General features: G+C 67.9%; 16 protein-coding genes. 9 read left to right on the forward strand and 7 right to left on the reverse strand.

The annotated features are described in order from the left end of the window. The first annotated feature begins 196 nt into the window (after window positions 1-196). On the forward strand, window positions 197-937 hold the full coding sequence (locus GO615_RS22835) for an S-methyl-5'-thioinosine phosphorylase (RefSeq protein ID WP_169132183.1): 741 nt from the start codon (window positions 197-199) through the stop codon (window positions 935-937). Between the two features lie 30 nt (window positions 938-967). Here the strand turns inward: GO615_RS22835 and GO615_RS22840 are convergent, their stop codons facing one another. The 5 genes from GO615_RS22840 to GO615_RS22860 form a co-directional block, all read right to left on the reverse strand. After that, window positions 968-1,378, reverse strand: coding sequence for a carboxypeptidase regulatory-like domain-containing protein (locus tag GO615_RS22840; RefSeq protein WP_169132184.1), 411 nt, complete (start codon window positions 1,376-1,378; stop codon window positions 968-970). 56 nt (window positions 1,379-1,434) lie between these two features. Beyond that, window positions 1,435-1,908, reverse strand: a complete 474-nt coding sequence (locus GO615_RS22845) for a YbhB/YbcL family Raf kinase inhibitor-like protein (RefSeq protein WP_169132185.1) — start codon at window positions 1,906-1,908, stop codon at window positions 1,435-1,437. Between the two features lie 28 nt (window positions 1,909-1,936). Beyond that, a complete protein-coding gene (locus GO615_RS22850; protein ID WP_169132186.1) occupies window positions 1,937-3,295 on the reverse strand; it encodes a nicotinate phosphoribosyltransferase in 1,359 nt (452 codons plus the stop codon). Then, entirely contained in the window at window positions 3,292-3,897 is a 606-nt protein-coding gene (locus tag GO615_RS22855) for an isochorismatase family protein (RefSeq protein ID WP_169132187.1), read from the reverse strand. The genes GO615_RS22850 and GO615_RS22855 overlap by 4 nt, the downstream gene beginning before the upstream one ends. Window positions 3,898-4,039: 142 nt before the next feature. Beyond that, entirely contained in the window at window positions 4,040-6,487 is a 2,448-nt protein-coding gene (locus tag GO615_RS22860; RefSeq protein ID WP_169132188.1) for a Lon protease family protein, read from the reverse strand. A 208-nt stretch (window positions 6,488-6,695) separates the two neighbouring features. Here GO615_RS22860 and sufB point away from each other — a divergent pair, with 208 nt between their 5' ends. The 7 genes from sufB (at window position 6,696) to GO615_RS22895 (ending at window position 12,915) form a co-directional block, all read left to right on the forward strand. Then, window positions 6,696-8,144, forward strand: a complete 1,449-nt coding sequence (sufB, locus tag GO615_RS22865) for a Fe-S cluster assembly protein SufB (protein ID WP_169132189.1) — start codon at window positions 6,696-6,698, stop codon at window positions 8,142-8,144. Between the two features lie 11 nt (window positions 8,145-8,155). Beyond that, the gene (gene sufC / locus GO615_RS22870) at window positions 8,156-8,938 is read left to right on the forward strand and encodes a Fe-S cluster assembly ATPase SufC (protein ID WP_169132198.1); all 783 of its coding nucleotides are present in this window, start codon (window positions 8,156-8,158) and stop codon (window positions 8,936-8,938) included. Next, a complete protein-coding gene (gene sufD, locus GO615_RS22875) occupies window positions 8,935-10,254 on the forward strand; it encodes a Fe-S cluster assembly protein SufD (RefSeq protein WP_169132190.1) in 1,320 nt (439 codons plus the stop codon). The genes sufC and sufD overlap by 4 nt, the downstream gene beginning before the upstream one ends. Window positions 10,255-10,265: 11 nt before the next feature. Beyond that, window positions 10,266-11,546 carry a cysteine desulfurase gene (locus tag GO615_RS22880; protein ID WP_246262425.1) on the forward strand — a complete coding sequence of 427 codons (1,281 nt, stop codon included), beginning with the start codon at window positions 10,266-10,268 and terminating at the stop codon, window positions 11,544-11,546. Beyond that, on the forward strand, window positions 11,539-12,000 hold the full coding sequence (gene sufU / locus GO615_RS22885; protein WP_169132191.1) for a Fe-S cluster assembly sulfur transfer protein SufU: 462 nt from the start codon (window positions 11,539-11,541) through the stop codon (window positions 11,998-12,000). Before GO615_RS22880 ends, sufU begins: the two co-directional genes overlap by 8 nt. 217 nt (window positions 12,001-12,217) lie before the next feature. Further along, the gene (locus tag GO615_RS22890; protein ID WP_169132192.1) at window positions 12,218-12,592 is read left to right on the forward strand and encodes an SUF system Fe-S cluster assembly protein; all 375 of its coding nucleotides are present in this window, start codon (window positions 12,218-12,220) and stop codon (window positions 12,590-12,592) included. Continuing rightward, entirely contained in the window at window positions 12,592-12,915 is a 324-nt protein-coding gene (locus tag GO615_RS22895) for a non-heme iron oxygenase ferredoxin subunit (RefSeq protein WP_169132193.1), read from the forward strand. The genes GO615_RS22890 and GO615_RS22895 overlap by 1 nt, the downstream gene beginning before the upstream one ends. Window positions 12,916-13,097: 182 nt before the next feature. On the opposite strand, the gene GO615_RS22900 is transcribed toward GO615_RS22895, so the two are convergent. Beyond that, complete coding sequence (locus tag GO615_RS22900; RefSeq protein WP_169132194.1) at window positions 13,098-15,281, reverse strand: putative bifunctional diguanylate cyclase/phosphodiesterase; 2,184 nt, start codon at window positions 15,279-15,281, stop codon at window positions 13,098-13,100. A 47-nt stretch (window positions 15,282-15,328) separates the two neighbouring features. Further along, window positions 15,329-17,485 carry an HDOD domain-containing protein gene (locus GO615_RS22905; RefSeq protein ID WP_169132195.1) on the reverse strand — a complete coding sequence of 719 codons (2,157 nt, stop codon included), beginning with the start codon at window positions 17,483-17,485 and terminating at the stop codon, window positions 15,329-15,331. A 321-nt stretch (window positions 17,486-17,806) separates the two neighbouring features. Between GO615_RS22905 and GO615_RS22910 the strand changes: the two genes are divergently transcribed. Beyond that, window positions 17,807-18,872, forward strand: a 1,066-nt coding sequence (locus GO615_RS22910; protein WP_169132196.1) for an HAD-IC family P-type ATPase, incomplete at its 3' end; no start/stop codon positions are given.

Consider the following 18,872-nt stretch of genomic DNA (forward strand, 5'->3'; position numbering starts at 1 on the left):
ACCGGAAGTCTTTGAAAAGTTTTTAATTTTAGCACGCGGTGTGGCATCGCAGCATGGGTCGTCGCGCGGTCGGGGGCGAGCTCGTGGCCGGACGGATGTCGTGCGGGTAGCGGCTGTGCCGTCATCGCCGTGCGGGCCGGGGGGGGGCTGCGGCCGCGTGCTAGAATCGGCGCCGTTTTTCAAGGAGACAGGCTTCATGCTCGCGATCATCGGCGGGACCGGACTCACCCAGCTTTCCACCCTCGAAATCACCCGGCGCGAGGTGGCGCGCACGCCCTACGGCGAGCCCTCCGGTGCGTTGACCTTCGGCAAGCTGGCGGAAAAGCCGGTGGTGTTCCTGGCGCGTCACGGATACGGCCACACGATCCCGCCGCACCAGGTGAACTACCGTGCGAATATCTGGGCCCTGAAGCAGGCGAAGGTGTCGGCGATCGTGTCGGTCGCGTCGGTGGGCGGCATCCGCGCCGAGTTCGGGCCGGCTGCGATGGTGGTGCCGAACCAGATCATCGACTACACATGGGGCCGCAAGAGCACGTTCTTCGAGGGCGGCGAGTCGGCGGTGCATCACATCGACTTCACGCATCCCTACGACGAGCCGCTGCGCCAGCGCATCCTCGCGGCGGCCGCCGCGGTGGGCGAGGCGATGTACGACGGCGGCGTGTATGCGGCGACGCAGGGGCCGCGCCTCGAGACGGCGGCGGAGATCAATCGCATGGAGCGCGACGGGGCCGATCTCGTGGGCATGACCGGCATGCCCGAGGCGGCGCTGGCGCGCGAGCTGAACCTGCCTTACGCGGCGATCAACGTGGTCGCCAACTTCGCCGCCGGCCGCGGCGCGAGCGAGACCGGGATCCAGTTCAGCAGCATCGAGGTGGTGCTGCAGGAGGCGATGGTGCGGGTGCGCCGCGTCCTCGAGGAGGTCTGCCGCGCCTCCTGAGCACTTTCGGCGGCCGGGGGGCGTTCGTCCTCACCAGTAGAAGGCGACTTCCCGCTGCCCCTTGGCGGGGAGTTTCGCGTCGCGCAGTTGCTGCTTCCCGGCGTTGGTGACCGCGACGCGGTAATCGCCTGCGGGCAGGCGGGCGAACACGAACGGCCCCTGCGCGATGAGTTCGAGCACCTTGCGCCCGTCGCGCCGGGTCACGACGACTTCGGTGTCGGACAGGTAGGAACCGCCTTTTTCCGCGAAGACGAGCTTGAGGTTGTAGTCGGCCGCCGTGAAGAACAGCTGTTCGCGTTCCTCAAGGCTCACGCCGCCGGAGAGGTAGGGCACGCCCTCGAATTCGCCCTGGTGCAGGGCGGAGTCCTGCGCGAGCGCAGTCGTCGCCGGCACGGTGGCGGCAAGGGCCAGGAGTATGGCGATGATCTTTCCTCGGTTCATGCTAATCACCTCCTTCGTTTGCAGGGACCGGCCGCGCGGGCGGACGGCTTCATGCATTAGTGACGCGCGAAGGTGCCAATGAGTTCGGCCTGCGCGATCACGTGGCCGCGCATTTGTGTTTCCAGTTGTGCCTTGGTCGGTTGTCCCAGGTCGGGAAGGACGGTATCCAGCGCATACAGCTTGTGGAAGTAGCGGTGGCGCCCGATCGGCGGGCAGGGGCCGCCGTAGCCGGTGCGCTTCCAGTCGTTGAGGCCTTCGAGGGTGCCGGGCGGCAGGGCCGTCGCGGTAACGGCTTCGGGCAGGCCTTCGGCGGTCGCGGGGATGTTGTACAGCACCCAATGCACCCAGGTCATCCTGGGCGCGGCGGGATCGGGGGCGTCGGGGTCGTCGACGATCAGCACGAGGCTTTGCGTGCCGGGAGGGACTCCGCTCCACGCGAGTGGGGGCGACACGTTGCGGCCCTCGCAGGTGTAGGTCGCGGGCATCGCGTTGCCGTGCGCGAATGCGCTGGATCCGAGTTTCAGGCTCATGTCGGCGTTCTCCTGTCGCATGCCGGTGTCAGCGCGGCGCGGGGGCGCCGGCGTCCACTCGGCGGTCTACGGTTTCTGCAAGCTCGTGCAGTGCAGGGGAGACGGTGACCCGCGGTGCCTCGGCGGGGCCGATCTGGCGCAGGCGCGGCGGCAGCGCCGCAAGATTGGCGGCGGCGTGGGCACGCACCGCGGCAAGCGGCGGGGAAGGCGAGAGGCGCCGGCCGCCGCGCATCACGGGGACGAGCAGGGGTTCGCCGTCCGCGCCATCGTCCGTTGTCGTGAGCAGGTCGTCGGAGATACGGCCGTCGGCGTCGCGATGGCGGTAAACCTGCTTGCGGCCGGGCCACGTCGCCTTGCCTTCGGAGCGCTTGCGGCGCGGCTGGCCGTTATATTCCTGCAGTTTGTAGGCGCAATCGAGCCAGGGCTGGTCCGCTGACGTGTTCATTCGCGTGCCGACACCGAAGCCGTCGATCGGCGCGCCGCTGGCGAGCAGGTCGCGAACGGCGAACTCGTCGAGGTTGCCGCTGACGAAGATGCGCACGCCGGGTAGGCCTTCGCCGTCGAGGATCGCGCGCACGCGGCGCGCATGCTCGGCGAGGTCGCCGCTGTCGATGCGCACGGCCTGGATCGCGATGCCGTCGGGGGCGAGGCGGGTGGCGAGATCCGCGAGCTTGCGTGCGGCCGATTCGGTGTCGTAGGTGTCGATGAGCATCGTGTTCGCCGCGGGTTGCGAGCGGGCGAAATGCTCGAAGGCGGCGGCTTCGTCGTCGTGGGCCTGGATGAAGGAGTGGGCCATCGTGCCGTACAGCGGGATGCCCCATCTCATGCCGGCTGCGACCGTCGCGGTGCCGTCGAAGCCGGCGAGGTGGCTGGCGCGCGCGGAGAGGAGGCCGGCTTCGGCGCCGTGGGCGCGGCGCAGGCCGAAGTCGACCAGCAGCCGGCCTTGCGCGGCGAGGGTGCAGCGCGCGGCCTTGGAGGCGACCATGGTCTGGAACTGCAGCAGGTTGATGATGCGCGTCTCGACGAGCTGGGCCTGCGGCAGCGGTGCGGTAACGCGCAGGATGGGCTCGTCGGCGAAGAACACCGTGCCTTCGGGCATCGCTTCGACGTCGCCGGTGAAGCGCAGGCTTGCGAGCCAGTCGATGAAGCGGCGGTGGAAGCGCCCGCAGTCGGCCAGCCAGGCGAGTTCCTCGTCGGTGAAGCGCAGGGTCTCTAGGTAGTCGAGGACCTGCTCGAGGCCGGCCGCGACGAGGAAGTTGCGGTGTTCGGGCAGCCGCCGCACAAAGAACTCGAACGAGGCGGTCCGGGTCATGCCGCCGTCGAAATAGGCCTGCAGCATGGTGAGCTGGTAGAGGTCGGTGAGCAGCGCGGACGCGGACGGGTTCATGCGGGATTCCTGATGTCGACGGACGCGATCGGGTGCGCGCCGAGCCGCGCCATTTCGTCGATCGCGCGCTGGCCATCACCGGGCGTGACGTCGACGGCGCGGATCGCGTCGGTGAGCAGGATCACTGCGTAGCCGTTGGCGAGGCCGTCGCGCACGGTGTTGAGGACGCAGTAGTCGGTGGCGAGACCGCCGACGAACAGGCGGCGCACGCGGGCGGCCTGGAGGCGGTCGTGCAGATCGGTGCCGCCGAAGCCCGAGTAGGCGTCGACGTCGGCCGTGACGGCCTTGGATACGATGGTGGCGGATTCCGGCAGGGCCAGCGCGGGCGCGAAGGCCGCGCCGGGGGTGCCGGCGATGCAGTGTGGCGGCCACGGACCGCTGCGGGCATGGAATGAGCAGTGGTCCTGCGGGTGCCAGTCGCGTGTGGCGATGACGGGCAGTCGGAGCCGCGTGCAGCGTGCGATCAGGGCGTTGAGCGGCGCGATCACTTCATCGCCCCGAGGCACGGCGAGGCTGCCGCCCGGGAGGAAATCGTTCTGCACGTCGACGATGATCAGCGCATCGCCGGGCTGCAGGGTGATCGGTGAGGCGGGGCGTGCCATCGTGCGTCTCCGGTCTTTCGATCATCAAGCCGGCGTCCAATTCACCCCCGTTTGCCCGGAGCTCGTCGCAGGGCAGTCGCGGGGCTTCGACGGGCTCCGCCCCAACGGTCGTTCATTGTCGGGCCGATTCCTTCTTGCCTTATTACTTTAGACCTCCATTGGGCTCCTGCATCCGTGTGCTCTTGCCGTTGCCCTTCGCGCTGCGCTTGCCGGAGCCGAATTCCTTGCGCAGGGCGATGAGTTCGGTGATGCGGGCCTCGATGCGCTGGTTCACGCTCCCTTCGGGGTACGCGCCCTTGACGTCGGCTTCGCCGGCCGTGATGCCGGTGAGGAGGGTGATCGCCTCGTCGACGGTGGAGACGGGATGGACGTGGAAGCGTCCTTCGGTGGCGGCCTGCACGACGTCATCGCGCAGCATCAGGTGCTTGACGTTGGATGCGGGGATGATGACGCCCTGATCGCCGGTGAGTCCGCGTGCCTTGCAGATATCGAAGAAGCCCTCGATCTTTTCGTTCACGCCGCCGATCGCCTGCACTTTGCCGTGCTGGTTGATGGAGCCGGTGATCGCGAGCGATTGGCGGATGGGTACGCCCGACAATGCGGAGAGCAGCGCACATAGTTCGGCGAGCGAGGCGCTGTCGCCTTCGACCGGGCCGTAGGACTGTTCGAACACGAGGCTGGCCGACAGCGACAGGGGCCGGTTCTGCGCGTAGCGCGACGCGAGACAGGCCGACAGGATCATCACGCCCTTGGTGTGGATGGCCCGGCCGAGCTCGGCCTTGCGCTCGATGTCGACGACGTCGCCATCTCCGAGGCGGGCCGTCGCGGTGATGCGCGTGGGGCGGCCGAACATGAAGTCGCCGAGGTCGATGACCGCGAGGCCGTTGATCTGGCCCACTTCGGCGCCGGTCGTGGAGATCAGCAAGGTGTCGCGCAGGACCGCGTCGTGCACCGCGTCGCGCAGGCGGTCGGCGCGTTCGATGCGGGCCGCCAGGGCGGCTTCGATGTCGCGGCGCTGCATGGCAGGTCGGCCGGCGGCGCGTGCAACGTGGTCGGATTCGCGCAGCAGGTCGGCGAGTTCGCGTGTGCGCGTGCTCAGCTTGCCGGCGTCTTCGGCGAGGCGCGAGGCGTATTCGACGAGGCGGCCGGCGGCGTCGCGGTCGAGCGGCAGCAGACCCTGCTGGCGAGCGAGCGCAGCCGCCTTGCGCAGGTAGTGGCGGGTGTTGTCGGGCGTGCGTTCGACGACGTCCTCGAAATCGGCGCCGATCTTGAAGAGCTCGTCGAACTCCGGGTCGAGGGCCTTCAGCAGGTAGTAGTGGCGGCGCAGCCCGACGAGGACGACCTTGACGGAGAGCGTGATGGGGTCGGGTTCGAGCGGAAGCGAGCCGACCCAGCCGAAGACCTGGGCGAGCGACTCGATGCGCACCTGGCCGGACTTCAGCGAGCGCTTGAGGCCTTCCCACGCGTAGGCCTGGGTCAGCACTTTTTCGGCGTCGAGGATCAGGTAGCCGCCGTTGGCGCGATGCAGGGCGCCGGCGCGGATCAGCGTGAAATTGGTAACCAGGGTGCCCATGTGGGCGATCTGGTCGACGCGGCCGACGAGGTTGGGGAAGGTCGGGTGGTCCTCGAACACGATCGGTGCAGTCTTCCGTCCATCCTGATCGACGACCAGGTTGACCTGGTAGCGCTGTGCCGATATGCCGCCCTCGGACGGGCCGGACGAATCGCTCTTCGCCGCCTGTTCGCGCAATTCCTGGCCGACTTCGACGACGTCGCGCAGCACCTTGTCGAGGAAGGTCTGGATCGCGGGCAGGTCCGCGTGGCGCTCCTTCAGTTCCTCGATGAGGTGGCCGACCGCGAGCTCCAGCGTCTCGCGGCTGGCGTCGCGGATCCGCGCCTGCATTTCGCGGCGCTGGCGCGGGAACTGCTGCAGCAACTTGTGCAGCTTTTCGCGCAGGCCTTCGATGAGCTTGCCGATGCGTTCGCGCTCTTCCTCGGGCAGCGCGTTGAAGGCTTCCGGGTCCAGGCTCTCTTCACCCTTCATCGGCACGAAGGCGAAACCCTGCGGGGTGCGCAGGAAGGCGACGCCTTTGTCGCTTGCCTCGTCGCCGAGCGCGCGCAGGGCGCTTTCCTCGCGCTGCTTGAATTCGTCCTGGATCGATTCGATGCGCGCGCGGTATTCGTCGCTGTCGAAGCCGGCAGCGATGGCCTGGCCGAGTTCGGAGACGAATTGCTGCATGTCGTCGCGGAACTGGGCGCCGCGTCCGGGCGGCAGCTGCAGCGCGTGGGGATAGTTCGGTTCGGCGAAGTTGTTGATGTAGATCCAGTCGCCGGGCGAGGGCCGGGTGGCGGCATGGGCTTCCAGCAGGCGGCGCACCGCGGCGTGGCGCCCGCCGCCGGGTTCGCCGAGAACGAAGAGGTTGTAGCCGGGAGCGTCGATCTCCAGCGCGAGACGCACGGCGTCAACGGCGCGCTCCTGGCCGAAGATCTCGTCGGGTTCGGGCAGGTTCTCGGTGGTTTCGAAGTCCAGGAGCTCGGGGGGACAGCGGGTGCTCAGCTGTTGCGGCTCGAGCGGAGGAATGGCGGGCATCGCAATGGTTCTCCTGCATCCAGATATTCGTTCCGGATTCCCGGTGCTGCGCTCGTAATTAGACTGGATGGGGCGATAGATTGCGAGCTATTTGTTCATGGGTTGCAGAGACCATGCCAATCGCGTGGGAATGACCCGGAACGAAACGCCGGTGACCGGGTCCACCAACCGAGGATGGCCATGTGTTTCGGACATGGAGGATCGCGGAATGGGCAAGGGCTCCGTGCAGCTCGACGAGCTGATCAGCCAGGAATACCGCCACGGCTTCTACACGCCGCTGGACGCCGACGCCGTGCCGCGCGGCCTGTCCGAGGACGTGATCCGCCTGATCTCGGCAAAGAAGCAGGAGCCGGCCTTCATGCTCGAGTGGCGGCTGAAGGCGTTCCGCCACTGGCTCACGATGAGCGAGCCGCACTGGGCGACAGTGCATCATCCGCCGATCGACTACCAGGACATCGTCTATTATTCGGCGCCGCGCGGAAAGGGGGACGGACCGAAGAGCCTCGCCGAGGTCGATCCGGAACTGCTGCGTACCTACGAGAAGCTCGGCGTGCCGTTGCAGGAGCGCGAGCTGCTGGCCGGCGTCGCAGTGGATGCGGTGTTCGACAGCGTGTCGGTGGCGACGACCTTCAAGGACAAGCTCGCCTCGCTAGGCATCGTGTTCTGCTCGTTTTCCGAGGCCGTGCGCGATCATCCGGACCTCGTGCAGGAATATCTCGGCTCGGTCGTGCCCTACACGGACAACTTCTTTGCAACGCTCAATTCGGCGGTGTTTTCCGACGGGTCGTTCTGCTACATCCCGCCGGGGGTGCGTTGTCCGATGGAGCTGTCGACCTACTTCCGCATCAACGCAAAGAACACCGGGCAGTTCGAGCGCACCTTGATCATCGCCGACCGCGGCGCCTACGTGAGTTACCTCGAAGGCTGCACGGCGCCGATGCGCGACGAGAACCAGCTGCATGCCGCGGTCGTCGAGCTGATCGCGCGCGAAGGCGCAGAGATCAAGTATTCGACGGTGCAGAACTGGTATCCGGGCGACAAGGAGGGCAAGGGCGGCATCTACAACTTCGTCACCAAGCGCGGCGACTGCCGCGAGGCGAACTCGAAGATTTCGTGGACCCAGGTGGAGACCGGTTCGGCGATCACGTGGAAGTATCCGAGCGTAATCCTGCGCGGCGACAACTCGGTGGGCGAGTTCCATTCGGTGGCGCTGACGAATCACTGGCAGCAGGCGGACACCGGTACGAAGATGATCCACCTGGGGCGCAACACGCGGAGCACGATCCTCTCCAAGGGCATCTCGGCGGGGCATGGCAGCAACGCCTACCGCGGTCTCGTGAAGGTCGCGAAGAGTGCGGCGGGGGCGCGCAACTACACCCAGTGCGACTCGCTGCTGCTCGGCGACCGTTGCGCGGCGCACACCTTCCCCTACATCGAGGTGAAGAACCCGACGGCGCGCGTCGAGCACGAGGCCTCGACCTCGCGCATCGGTGAGGACCAGCTCTTCTACTGCCAGAGCCGCGGGATTTCGGCCGAGGACGCGGTGTCGCTGATCGTGTCCGGCTTCTGCAAGGAGGTGTTCAAGCAGTTGCCGATGGAGTTCGCGGTCGAGGCGCAGAAGCTGCTCGGCGTGAGTCTGGAGGGGAGTATCGGATGAGGGAGACCGCCATGCTGGAGATCCGCAACCTGCACGTCACGGTCGACGACAAGCCCATCCTGCGAGGACTGGAGCTCGAGGTGCATGCGGGCGAGGTGCACGCGATCATGGGGCCGAACGGTTCGGGCAAGAGCACGCTCGCGCACGTGCTGGCGGGGCGCGAAGGCTATGTCGTGACGCAGGGGGAGGTCCGCTACATGGGGCGCGACCTCCTCGCGCTGGCGCCGGAGGAACGCGCGCGCGAAGGCATCTTCCTCGCATTCCAGTATCCGGTGGAGATCCCGGGGGTCGCGAACATCTATCTGCTGAAGGCGGCGCTCAACGCGATGCGGCGGCACCGCGGCGAGGCCGAGCTCGATGCGGTGGACTTCCTCGCGCTGGTGAAGGGCAAGCTCAGGCTCATGGACATGGACGAGACCCTGCTGTACCGGGCGGTGAACGAGGGCTTCTCGGGTGGCGAGAAGAAGCGCAACGAGATTCTGCAGATGGCCGTGCTGGAGCCGCGCCTGGCGATCCTCGACGAGACCGATTCGGGCCTCGACATCGATGCGCTGAAGGTCGTCGCGAATGGCGTGAATGCGATGCGCGGCCGCGAGCGCGCGATGATCCTCGTGACGCACTACCAGCGCCTGCTCGACTACATCCGGCCCGATCGCGTGCATGTGCTCGCGCAGGGGCGGATCGCGCTGTCGGGCGGGCCGGACCTCGCGCAGGAGCTGGAGCGGCGCGGTTATGCCTGGGTCGAGGCGGAGGCGCGCGGGCAGCAGGCCGGTGCGGCGGGAGGGCAGCGATGAGAGTCGCACCCGCAGAACCCTGCGTGCCGGGATTCCTGTCGGCGTATCCGGCCCTCGCGCCGCGGCTTCCCGGGGCGGCCGTGCCGTGGCTGCGCCGGTGCCGTGACGAGGCGATGGAACGCTTCGCCGCGCTCGGCCTGCCGACGTCTCGCGACGAGGACTGGAAATACACCAGCGTCGCGGCGATCGCGCGGCGGGCGTTCGGGGTGGCGGCGGCGGTCGACTTGTCGGACGAACTGCACGCGATGGTGTCGCGCCATGCGATGGTGGGGACGCACCGAATGGTGTTCGTCGATGGTCATTTCGTGCCGGGATTGTCGCAAGCGATGCCCTTGCCGGCTGGCGCGTGGGTAGGCAGTCTGGCGCAGGCGCTCGATACGCGGGCGGTGGATGCGGAAGCCTTCTTCGCTGCTGCCGACGAGGCGACGGACGGTTTCGCGGCTTTGAACGCCGCGTTCTGGAGCGACGGCGCGTGGATGGATCTGGCCGCGGGCGTCGCGCTCGAAGTGCCGGTGCATCTGCTGTTCGTCACGACGCGAAGCGATCTCGCGGTCTTCCCGCGCAACCTGATCCGGGTCGGAGCAGGCGCCAGCGCGACGGTGATCGAACACCACGTCGGCCCGGAGGGCGTCGCCTACCTCGGCGACACGGTGACGCGCATCGTGCTCGGGCGTGGCGCGCGCGTCGCGCACACGAAGCTGCAGCAGGAGGGCAGGAAGGGGTTCCACGTTGCGGCGGTCGCCGCCGAGCAGGGGCAGGACAGCAGCTTCGTATCGCACGCGTTCGCCTTCGGCGGACAGCTCGCGCGCGCCGCGATCGCGACGCGATTGGGTGCGGAAGGCTGCGATGCGCGGCTTTCCGGCCTGTACGTGGGAAGCGGGCGGCAGCACATCGACCACCACACCTGCATCGACCACGCCAGCCCGCGCGGCACCAGCCGCGAGCTGTACAAGGGCGTGCTCGACGAGGCGGCGCGGGCGGTGTTCAACGGCCGCGTGATCGTGCGGCCGGATGCGCAGCGCAGCGACGCGCTGCAGTCGAACCGCAACCTGCTATTGTCGGAGGACGCCGAAGTCGACACCAAGCCGCAGCTCGAGATCTGGGCGGACGACGTGAAATGTGCGCACGGCGCGACCGTCGGCCAACTCGACGCGGATCAGTTGCATTACCTGCGCGCGCGCGGCATCGGCGAAGGCGACGCGCGGGCGCTGCTGATCCGGGCCTTTGCGGCGGACGCGCTCGCGGGCATCGAGCACGGGCCGCTGCGGGTGCGGCTCGAATCGCTGTTGCCGGGTGCGCTGCCCGAGGCGGCGTGAGGAGGACGATGATGCGTGACGACCCGAAGGAACGTGCGGCGCTGGGCAGGGCGGCGAATGCGATCGCTCCGGCGGACGGCATCGCGCGCCGGCGGGCCGATTTTCCCATCCTTGCGCGCACGGTGAACGACCGCCCGCTGGTGTATCTCGACAACGGGGCGACGAGCCAGAAGCCGCAGTGCGTGATCGACGCCGAGGCGCATTACTACGCGCATCTCAACGCCAACGTGCACCGCGGCGTGCATCGTCTGAGCCAGGAGGCGACCGATGCGTACGAGGCCGCCCGCGACATTGCACGGGACTTCATCAACGCCGCGCAGCGCGAGGAGATCGTGTTCGTGCGCGGCACCACGGAGGCGATCAATCTCGTCGCCAACAGCTTCGGGGCGCGTTTCCGCGCCGGCGACGAGATCCTGATCACCGGCATGGAGCACCACTCCAACATCGTGCCGTGGCAGCTCGCGTGCGAGCGCAGCGGGGCGGTGCTGAAGGTGGTGCCCGTGGACGACAGCGGCGAACTCGATGCGGCAGCCTTCGAGTCGCTGCTGTCGCCGCGCACGCGCATCGTCGGGCTGACGCATGTGTCGAACGCGCTGGGCACGATCAATCCGGTACGCGAACTGATCGCGCTGGCGCATGCGCGCGGCGTGCCGGTGCTGCTCGACGGCGCGCAGGCGGTGCCGCATCTGGCGATCGACGTGCAGGCGCTGGATTGCGACTTCTACGCCTTCTCGGGCCACAAGCTGTACGGGCCGACCGGCACCGGCGTGCTGTACGGACGGCGCGCGCTGCTGGAGGCGATGCCGCCGTGGCAGGGCGGCGGCGACATGATCCGCCAGGTGAGCTTCGCGCGCACGACCTACAACGACTTGCCGTACAGGTTCGAGGCCGGAACCCCGAACATCGCCGGGGCGATCGCGTTGGGCGAGGCGATGCGCTACGTGCGCGACCTCGGCCTCGATGCGATCGCGGCCCATGAAAGTGCATTGCTGCGCGATGCGACCGAACGCGCGCGGGCGTTTCCGGGGTTGCGGCTGATCGGCACGGCGCGGGAGAAGGCGGCGATCCTGTCCTTCGTGCTGCAGGACGTGCATGCGCACGACGTCGGCTCCATCCTCGACCACGAGGGCGTGGCCGTGCGCACCGGGCACCACTGCGCGATGCCGCTGATGGAGCGCTTCGGCGTCGCGGCGACGGTGCGGGCGTCGTTCGCGCTGTACAACACGCACGAGGATGTCGCGGCCCTGTTCGCGGCGCTGGACAAGGTGCGGGAGGTGTTCGGCGATGCCTGAGCTGCGCGACCTGTACCAGGAACTCATCATCGATCACGGCCGTCGGCCGCGCAATTTCGGTGCGCTCGCCGATGCCAACCACAGGGCCGAGGGCTTCAATCCGCTGTGCGGCGACCGCATCACGCTGTTCGTGAAAACGCGCGAGGGCGTGATCGAGGACGTGCGCTTTGAGGGCACGGGCTGCGCGATCTCAACTGCGTCGGCGTCGCTGATGAGCGAGGCGCTGAAGGGCAGGACCGAGGCCGAGGCGCGGGCGCTGTTCGACGGCTTCCATGCGCTGGTCACCGGCGAGGGCGCCGCGGAGCAGGCGCCGCTCGGCAAGCTGGAAGTGCTCGCCGGCGTGGCGGAATTCCCCGCACGCGTGAAGTGCGCGACGCTCGCGTGGCACACGCTGATCGCCGCGCTGCGCGACCAGTCAGCGCCGGTGACGACGGAGGGTGAGGAATCGAGATGATTCGGTGGGGCGAGATGATTCGGTGGGAGCGGCTTCAGCCGCGAATCGGCGGTATCGCGTGTGGCGCGGCCCATTCGCGGCTGAAGCCGCTCCCACGGGGGAGATCGGCACCCATTCGCGGCTGAGACTGGTCCCAGGGGGGAGATCGGTACCCATTCGCGGCTGAAGCCGCTCCCACGGGAATCTCGGGGCGCAAGGGGAGAGTGAGGGAAGGGTAATGGGCATCTTCGATTGGCTGCATCGCGCCGAGAAGCTGAAGGCCGAAGTGCAACAGGCACCGCCGGTAACCGGCCTGCGGGCCGAGGTGATCGCGGCGCTGCGCACCGTGTACGACCCGGAAATCCCGGTCAATATCTACGATCTGGGCCTGATCTACGGACTCGACGTCGACGAGGAGTCGGGCAAGGTTTCCGTGCGCATGACCCTCACGGCGCCGGGCTGTCCCGTCGCAGAGACTTTTCCGGGTACCGTGCAGTGCGTGGTCGAGGAGGTGTCGGGCGTCAGCGAGGCGAGCGTCGAGCTGGTGTGGGATCCGCCATGGTCGGCAGATCAGATGAGCGAGGCCGCGCGCCTGGAACTGGGGTTGCTGTGATGGCGGACTGGGTCGATGTCGCGAAGCGCGACGAATTCGGCGACGGAACGGTGCGTGTCGTCGCGCTCGACGATGGCCGCGAGGTGGCGGTGTTCAACGTCGGAGGCCGTTTCTACGCGATAGCGGATCGCTGCAGCCACGAGGAGGAGGCCTTGTCCTGGGGCGTCGTCGAGGGCGACGAGGTGATCTGCCCGCGCCACGGCGCGCGTTTTTCGCTGGTGACGGGCGCGGCACTCACGCCGCCTGCGTGCGAGCCGGTCGCGTGCTTCGCGGTGCGTGTGGAAGGTGGCGTCGTGCAGGTCGACGGAGTGTCCGCGCGTTGATGGGGCATCGTCTTCCTCCCCCTTCAAGGGGGAGGTTAGGAGGGGATGGGTTTCGGCGGCGTCTGCCTGACCCATCCCCACCCCAGCCCGGGAGCCTGCGCTTCGCTCCGTCGTTCGGCAGGCGGCGAGCAGTGCTCGCCGAAACCCCTGCCTCACCCCCTTGAAGGGGCGGGGGCGACCCTTCAGGTCGTTTCCATCGCCTGGTGCGCCGCGATGTAGCGCACGATGTCCTCGGGCGGCACCGGCCGGCTGAAGCGGAAGCCCTGCATCACGTCGCAGCCGTGCAGCCGCAATGCGTCGATCTGGCTTTCAGTCTCCACGCCTTCGGCCAGCACGCTGAGCCCGAAGCCGCGCGCAATGCCGACGATCGCGCTGATCACCGGCGACTGGCAACCCGAGGTCTCGAGGTCGCGGACGAAGGACTGGTCGATCTTGATGGTATTGACGGGGAAGCGGCGCAGGTAATTCAGCGACGAGAAGCGCGTGCCGAAGTCGTCGATCGAGATACGCAGGCCGTGCGTGCGCAGCTCCTGCACCTTGGCGATGACGGTTTCGGCGTCATCCATCAGCATGTTTTCGGTGATTTCGATCTCGATGCATTCGGGCGCCAGCTGGTGCGTGCGGATCGGCTGCAGGATGCGCTCGACGATGTCGGCGCGGGTGAATTCGAGCGGCGAAATGTTCACGGCGACCTTCAGGTCGGTGATGCCCTGCTTGATCCAGCTCGCCTGTTGGCGGCAGGCTTCGTTGAGCACCCAGTCGCTGATGGCGAAGATCAGGCCGCCTTCCTCGGCGAGCGGGATGAAGGTGTTGGGGCCCAGCATGCCGCGTTCGGGGTGTTCCCAGCGTACCAGCGCCTCGACGCCGGTGACGCGGCCGCGGCGGATGTCGATCTGCGGCTGGTAGTGCAGCGTGAGCTGGCCGCTTTCGATCGCGATGCGCAGCTCGTTGTCGAGGTCTACGCGCTCGCTGTGGTTGCGGCTCATTTCCGGCGTGTAGCGCAGGAAGCCGTTCTTGCCCTGGGCCTTGACCTGGCACATCGCGATGTCGGCGTCGCGCATCAGGTGGTCCGGTGTTTCGGCGTCGTCGGGGAACACAGCGATGCCGATGCTCGCCGTGCAGCGGAAGTTGCGCCCGCCCACGGTGAAGGGCGTTTTCAGCGCCGTGGTGATCTTCTCCGCGATCGTGCGCACGGCCTCGGCGTCGGCGATGTCGGGTAGCAGGATGGTGAATTCGTCGCCGCTCTGGCGCGACATCGTGTCGCCGGCGCGCAGGCATTCGCGCACGCGCCGCGCAAAGCCCTTCAGCAGCTCGTCGCCCTCAAGCTGGCCGTGGGTGTCGTTCACGAGCTTGAAGCGGTCGAGGTCGATGTACATCAGCCCGACCACTTCTCCGCGGCGGCGCGCCTGGCTGATCGCGAGGTTGAGGCGGTCGCGGAACAGCACGCGGTTGGGCAGGCCGGTGAGGAGGTCGTGGTAGGTCTGGTAGCTGATCGTCTCCTCGGCGTGCTTGCGCTCGGTGATGTCGCGCAGCACGCCGGCAGTGCCGATGAAGCGCTTCGCATCGCCGTCCTCGACTTCCTGCTGGTAGATGCCCTGCGAGCTCAGCATCGCGACGATGGTGCGGTTCTCGAAGCTGCGGACGTCGAGGTTGCGGCAGCGCAGGCGGATTTCCTGGTTGGTCGTCGCGCGCAGGCCGACCCGGCGCTCGGCAAAGGCGCTGCGAGCCTGCTCCAGGTCCATGGGGTGGACGATCACCGAGTAGTGCTTGCCCACGAGCTCGCCGCGGTTGTAGCCGAGCAGGGATTCGATGCGGCGGTTGAGGAAGACGAAGCGGCCTTCCGGGTCGAGCGTGTAGATGATGTCGGGCGAGTATTCGACGAGGAAGCGATGCAGCCGCTCGGACTCTTCGAGGCGCGCGGTCATGCGCGCGTTCTCGCGCTCGAGGCGGCGCCGGCTGATGGCCTTGTCGACGGTCCGGATCAGGTCCTCGGGGTCGGCGTGCTTGCGGATGAATTCGCACGCGCCGCGCCGCAGCGCGAGGATGGCGGAATCGATCGCGTCGTCGCCGCTGAACACCACCACGGCGGTGTCGATGCCGGCCTCGCCCATCCACGCCATGATCTCTGTGCCGTGCATGTCGGGCAGGTGCAGGTCCAGCACCATGACGTCGATCTCGGTGCTGCCGAGCTGGGCGATTGCGTCGGCGCCGTTGGCGCAGGTGAGGATCTCGCGTCCTTCCGCAGCGAGGAGCGCACCGTAGGCTTCACGTATGCGCGGCTCGTCGTCGACGATCAGCACCCGCGCTACAGCCTGCGCGGCGGGGCCGGCCTTGCCTGCCGAGAACAGGCTCTTGCCAATCTCCATCGAAGTTCTCCGGAGCGAGTGTCACGCATCGCGCTGGCTCGCAAGCATCATGAAACCTGGACACACGGCAGCAGGAGCGAGAGCGTCGTGCCCACGCCCGCCTTGCTGCGGCATGAAATTCTGCAGCCGATCCTGGCGGCGATGCTGCCCACGATGGACAGGCCATGGCCGCGATCGGCATTGCTGTGCGCCTGATCCGGGAAAGACAGGTTGAGGATTGCCTCCTCGGGCATCCCCGCGCCGCTGTCCTCAATGCGGATCTCGACGTGTCGCCGTCCATTCTGAACGACTCCGTCGAGCACCGAGATGTCAAAGCGCCCACCTCGGGGCGTCGCCTCGGCGGCGTTCTTCCACAGGTTAACGAGGATTTGTTTCAGGCTGTCGGGGTCGCAGGCGGCATTCTCGGTGTCTTCGCCGAGCCGGCTGGTGACGGTGATCCCCCTGTCGCCGAAAAGGGGCGCGCCATACAGGGCGAGGAGTTCGCGGATGAGCGCATTGACCGCCACGGAGGTCGCGGCGCCAGTCGCCGTCGGCACCTCGTTCATGCGCCGCACGATGCCGGCGACGCGGTCGATCTCTTCGCGCAGCACATCGAGCTCGTGCCGCACCTCGCTGTTTTCCGGCAGTTTCTGGTCGAGGATGCGCAGGTAGCTCTTGATGATCCCGAGCGGATTGCCGGCCTCGTGCACGATGCGCCGCGCCTGGCGGCGGAAGGCGGCAGCCGCTTCGTCCTCGGCTTGCCTGCGCGAGGCGGTGGCGTCCTGCCATGCCTCGACACACACGCCGCCAATACGGCCGAAGTTGAGCAGCCAGGGGGTGCGGCGCCTGAGTCGCGCGTCGGCCGCGTGGCCGAGGGCGAACAGCATCACGCCGACGGTGCGGCGCTTGCCGACCATCGGCACGGCGAGTACGCCTTCGCTGTCGAAGGCGCGCGCGAGCTGGCGGTCGAGCAGGGACTCGCGTGCCGGCCGCGCATCGTCGAAGCTGCTGCGCACTTCACGCTCGGCGATCGCGCGCGTGGCGAGCCCCGCATCGGTCCCCCGCGGGACGTGCGTCTGGCGGAAGATGGCGGCCTGGCCCGTGATTTCCCTGCCGCTGAGGTCGCCCGATTCCCGGTCGATGAGCAGGAAGCCCATGCGCGGCAGTTCGAACAGGATGCGCGCGGATTCGCGCAGGGCGTTCAGTAGTTCGGTTTCACTCGTCAGTTCGTGCAGGTCCTGCTGCAGTGGGTGCATTACTGCCATGTCGCGGACGCGCTCGGCCAGGGCGCGGTCCGCTTCATGCGGCGCATGCGCAGGTGCGAGGACCGTCACTTTTGGGAGCGTGCGCTGCGCCGGGGCGTCGTCGGGTTCGGGCCGCGCCGTGATCCCCATGGCGGTGGCGATGACCTGCACGTGGTCGAGGGCACGGGTCAGGATGCGCCCGGGGTCGAAACTCGAATCGGTGCCGAAGAGCGTCGTGGCGAGTTCCTCGAAGGGCTCAAGGCCGCGCACGCCGCGCGCGAGCACGTCGGCGAACCACACGAGGCGGGGCAGGTTCGATGCGGTGGCGATTTCCTCGGCGCTCGCGTGATGGAACAGGATTGCGTCGGCGAGTCCGCTGTCCAGCTGCCATTGGTCGGCGAGCCAGGCGCCCACCTCGCAGTGTTCCGTGGACAGGCTGGTGCGTTCGAGCTCGGTCAGCTTGTCTTCATCTCCCGTCTGCGACAGCAGCCAGGCGTACTGTTCCCCCAGCGCGGAGATGAGCACGAGCTGTCCCACGTCGTGCAGGAGTCCGGCGAGATAGGCCTCTCCGGGATGCGGATAACCGGTTGCGGCCGCCAGGGCGCGGCTGGTTTCGGCCACCAGCAGCGAGTGATGCCAGAAATCGGTGAGATCGGCAGCGACTGTGCCGGGGTCGGTGTCGAACAGGCGCTTGACCACGAGGCAGGTGGCCATCGCGCGCACCATGCGGATTCCGAGCAGCGAGACGCAGGACTTGATGTCGCTCGCCGGCGTGCTGCGGTAGTGCGCTGCCGAATTGGCGGCGGTCAGGATGCGGGCGCTCAGGGCGGGATCCTGGCTTACGACGGCGGCGAGTGAATCGATGGTCGACGATTCGTCGTCCAGCAGCTGTATCAGGCGCAACAAGACCTGCGGCAACGGAGGAACGTTCGCGCCTTCGATTGCAGCCGTGACGGTTTGCGGAAGTTGAAGATCGCGCATTGGCCGGATTATCCGATCGTCGATGACCACTGTCCGTTATGGGGGCTGCCGACTACCCGCTTCGCCGGGGCCGAGGCCGCATTGTTACGACATGTCGACAGTAGCCTGTAAGTGATAGTAACGGAAGAGGCGGCGTCTGCGCGGGCGTGAACCGGGCCTGATGGCGCTTGTTTTGTTGAAGTGTGCAATTTTCACGCGGATTCGGCCCCCTCTGGCATTGCGCAACGGCGATCGCGATCCATGCTGGAAACAGGTCGCAGGGCCGAAAGGGGCGGTCGCGGGTAGGCGGCGCCTGCGGCAGGAGACGGACCGGGGACAAGGATGGACATCTGGCGCGGACAGGTCGAGGACGTGCTGGCGGGGCTCGGAACGGGGCGCGATGGCCTGGGCGTCGCCGAGGCCGCGCGTCGTCTTGCAACCTTCGGCCGCAATCGCGTCGAGGCCCGTCCGCGGCAGCTGCTTGCGCTGCGCTTCGCGCGCGAATTCACCCATTTCTTCGCGATCATCCTGTGGCTTGCCGCGGCGCTTGCCCTGATCGCCCACCGGTTCGATCCGGGGCAGGGCATGGGTGCGCTGGCCGCCGCGATCGTCGGTGTGATCTTCGTGAACGGATGTTTTTCGTTCTGGCAGGAGTACCGCGCCGAGCGGGCGATCGAGGCGCTGGCGGCGCTGCTGCCGCAGCGCGCGCTGGTCTGCCGCGACGGGGCGCTGGAGACGGTGCTGGCGCAGGATCTCGTGCCGGGCGACGTGATCGTGCTGGAAGCGGGCGACAACGTGCCGGCCGACTGCCGCGTGATCGAAGCACAGGGCCTGCGCGTGAATGCCGCGACGGTGACGGGCGAGTCGCGGCCGGTGGGACGGGGGGCCGAACCGGTGGAGGCCGCGCGCGCCGAGGACGCGCGCAACCTCTTGCTCGCGGGGACCTCCGTCGTGGCCGGACACGCGCGGGCGGTGGTATTCGCGACCGGCATGCACACGGAGTTCGGCCGCATTGCGCACCTCAGCCAGCACACGGAGGAACGGCCGTCACCGCTGGCGCTGGAGATCGCGCGCCTGTCGCGGCTGGTCGCTCTGGCGGCGACGGCGCTGGGTGCGGTGTTCTTCTTCGTCGGGCGCGCGATCGGCGTGCCTTTCTGGGACAGCGCGCTGTTCGCGATCGCGATCATCGTCGCCAACGTGCCCGAGGGGCTGATGCCGACCGTGACGCTGTCCCTCGCGATGGCGACGCAGCGCATGGCGCGGCGCAATGCGCTGGTGCGCCACCTGCCGGCGGTCGAGGCGCTCGGCGCGACGACGGTGATCTGCACGGACAAGACCGGGACGCTGACCGAGAACCGCATGCGCGTCGTGAGTCTGCTGGCCGGGGGGTGTCTCTTATACACAGCTG

The organism is Aromatoleum evansii, assembly GCF_012910805.1.
Classification (GTDB): Bacteria; Pseudomonadota; Gammaproteobacteria; order Burkholderiales; family Rhodocyclaceae; genus Aromatoleum; species Aromatoleum evansii.

What these genes read in the sequence shown, in the direction of transcription:
- GO615_RS22835 (WP_169132183.1), top strand. Translation starts at nt 197, where the DNA reads ATGCTCGCGATCATCGGCGGGACCGGACTCACCCAGCTTTCCACCCTC.
- GO615_RS22840 (WP_169132184.1), bottom strand. Translation starts at nt 1,378, where the DNA reads ATGAACCGAGGAAAGATCATCGCCATACTCCTGGCCCTTGCCGCCACC.
- GO615_RS22845 (WP_169132185.1), bottom strand. Translation starts at nt 1,908, where the DNA reads ATGAGCCTGAAACTCGGATCCAGCGCATTCGCGCACGGCAACGCGATG.
- GO615_RS22850 (WP_169132186.1), bottom strand. Translation starts at nt 3,295, where the DNA reads ATGAACCCGTCCGCGTCCGCGCTGCTCACCGACCTCTACCAGCTCACC.
- GO615_RS22855 (WP_169132187.1), bottom strand. Translation starts at nt 3,897, where the DNA reads ATGGCACGCCCCGCCTCACCGATCACCCTGCAGCCCGGCGATGCGCTG.
- GO615_RS22860 (WP_169132188.1), bottom strand. Translation starts at nt 6,487, where the DNA reads ATGCCCGCCATTCCTCCGCTCGAGCCGCAACAGCTGAGCACCCGCTGT.
- sufB (WP_169132189.1), top strand. Translation starts at nt 6,696, where the DNA reads ATGGGCAAGGGCTCCGTGCAGCTCGACGAGCTGATCAGCCAGGAATAC.
- sufC (WP_169132198.1), top strand. Translation starts at nt 8,156, where the DNA reads ATGCTGGAGATCCGCAACCTGCACGTCACGGTCGACGACAAGCCCATC.
- sufD (WP_169132190.1), top strand. Translation starts at nt 8,935, where the DNA reads ATGAGAGTCGCACCCGCAGAACCCTGCGTGCCGGGATTCCTGTCGGCG.
- GO615_RS22880 (WP_246262425.1), top strand. Translation starts at nt 10,266, where the DNA reads ATGCGTGACGACCCGAAGGAACGTGCGGCGCTGGGCAGGGCGGCGAAT.
- sufU (WP_169132191.1), top strand. Translation starts at nt 11,539, where the DNA reads ATGCCTGAGCTGCGCGACCTGTACCAGGAACTCATCATCGATCACGGC.
- GO615_RS22890 (WP_169132192.1), top strand. Translation starts at nt 12,218, where the DNA reads ATGGGCATCTTCGATTGGCTGCATCGCGCCGAGAAGCTGAAGGCCGAA.
- GO615_RS22895 (WP_169132193.1), top strand. Translation starts at nt 12,592, where the DNA reads ATGGCGGACTGGGTCGATGTCGCGAAGCGCGACGAATTCGGCGACGGA.
- GO615_RS22900 (WP_169132194.1), bottom strand. Translation starts at nt 15,281, where the DNA reads ATGGAGATTGGCAAGAGCCTGTTCTCGGCAGGCAAGGCCGGCCCCGCC.
- GO615_RS22905 (WP_169132195.1), bottom strand. Translation starts at nt 17,485, where the DNA reads ATGCGCGATCTTCAACTTCCGCAAACCGTCACGGCTGCAATCGAAGGC.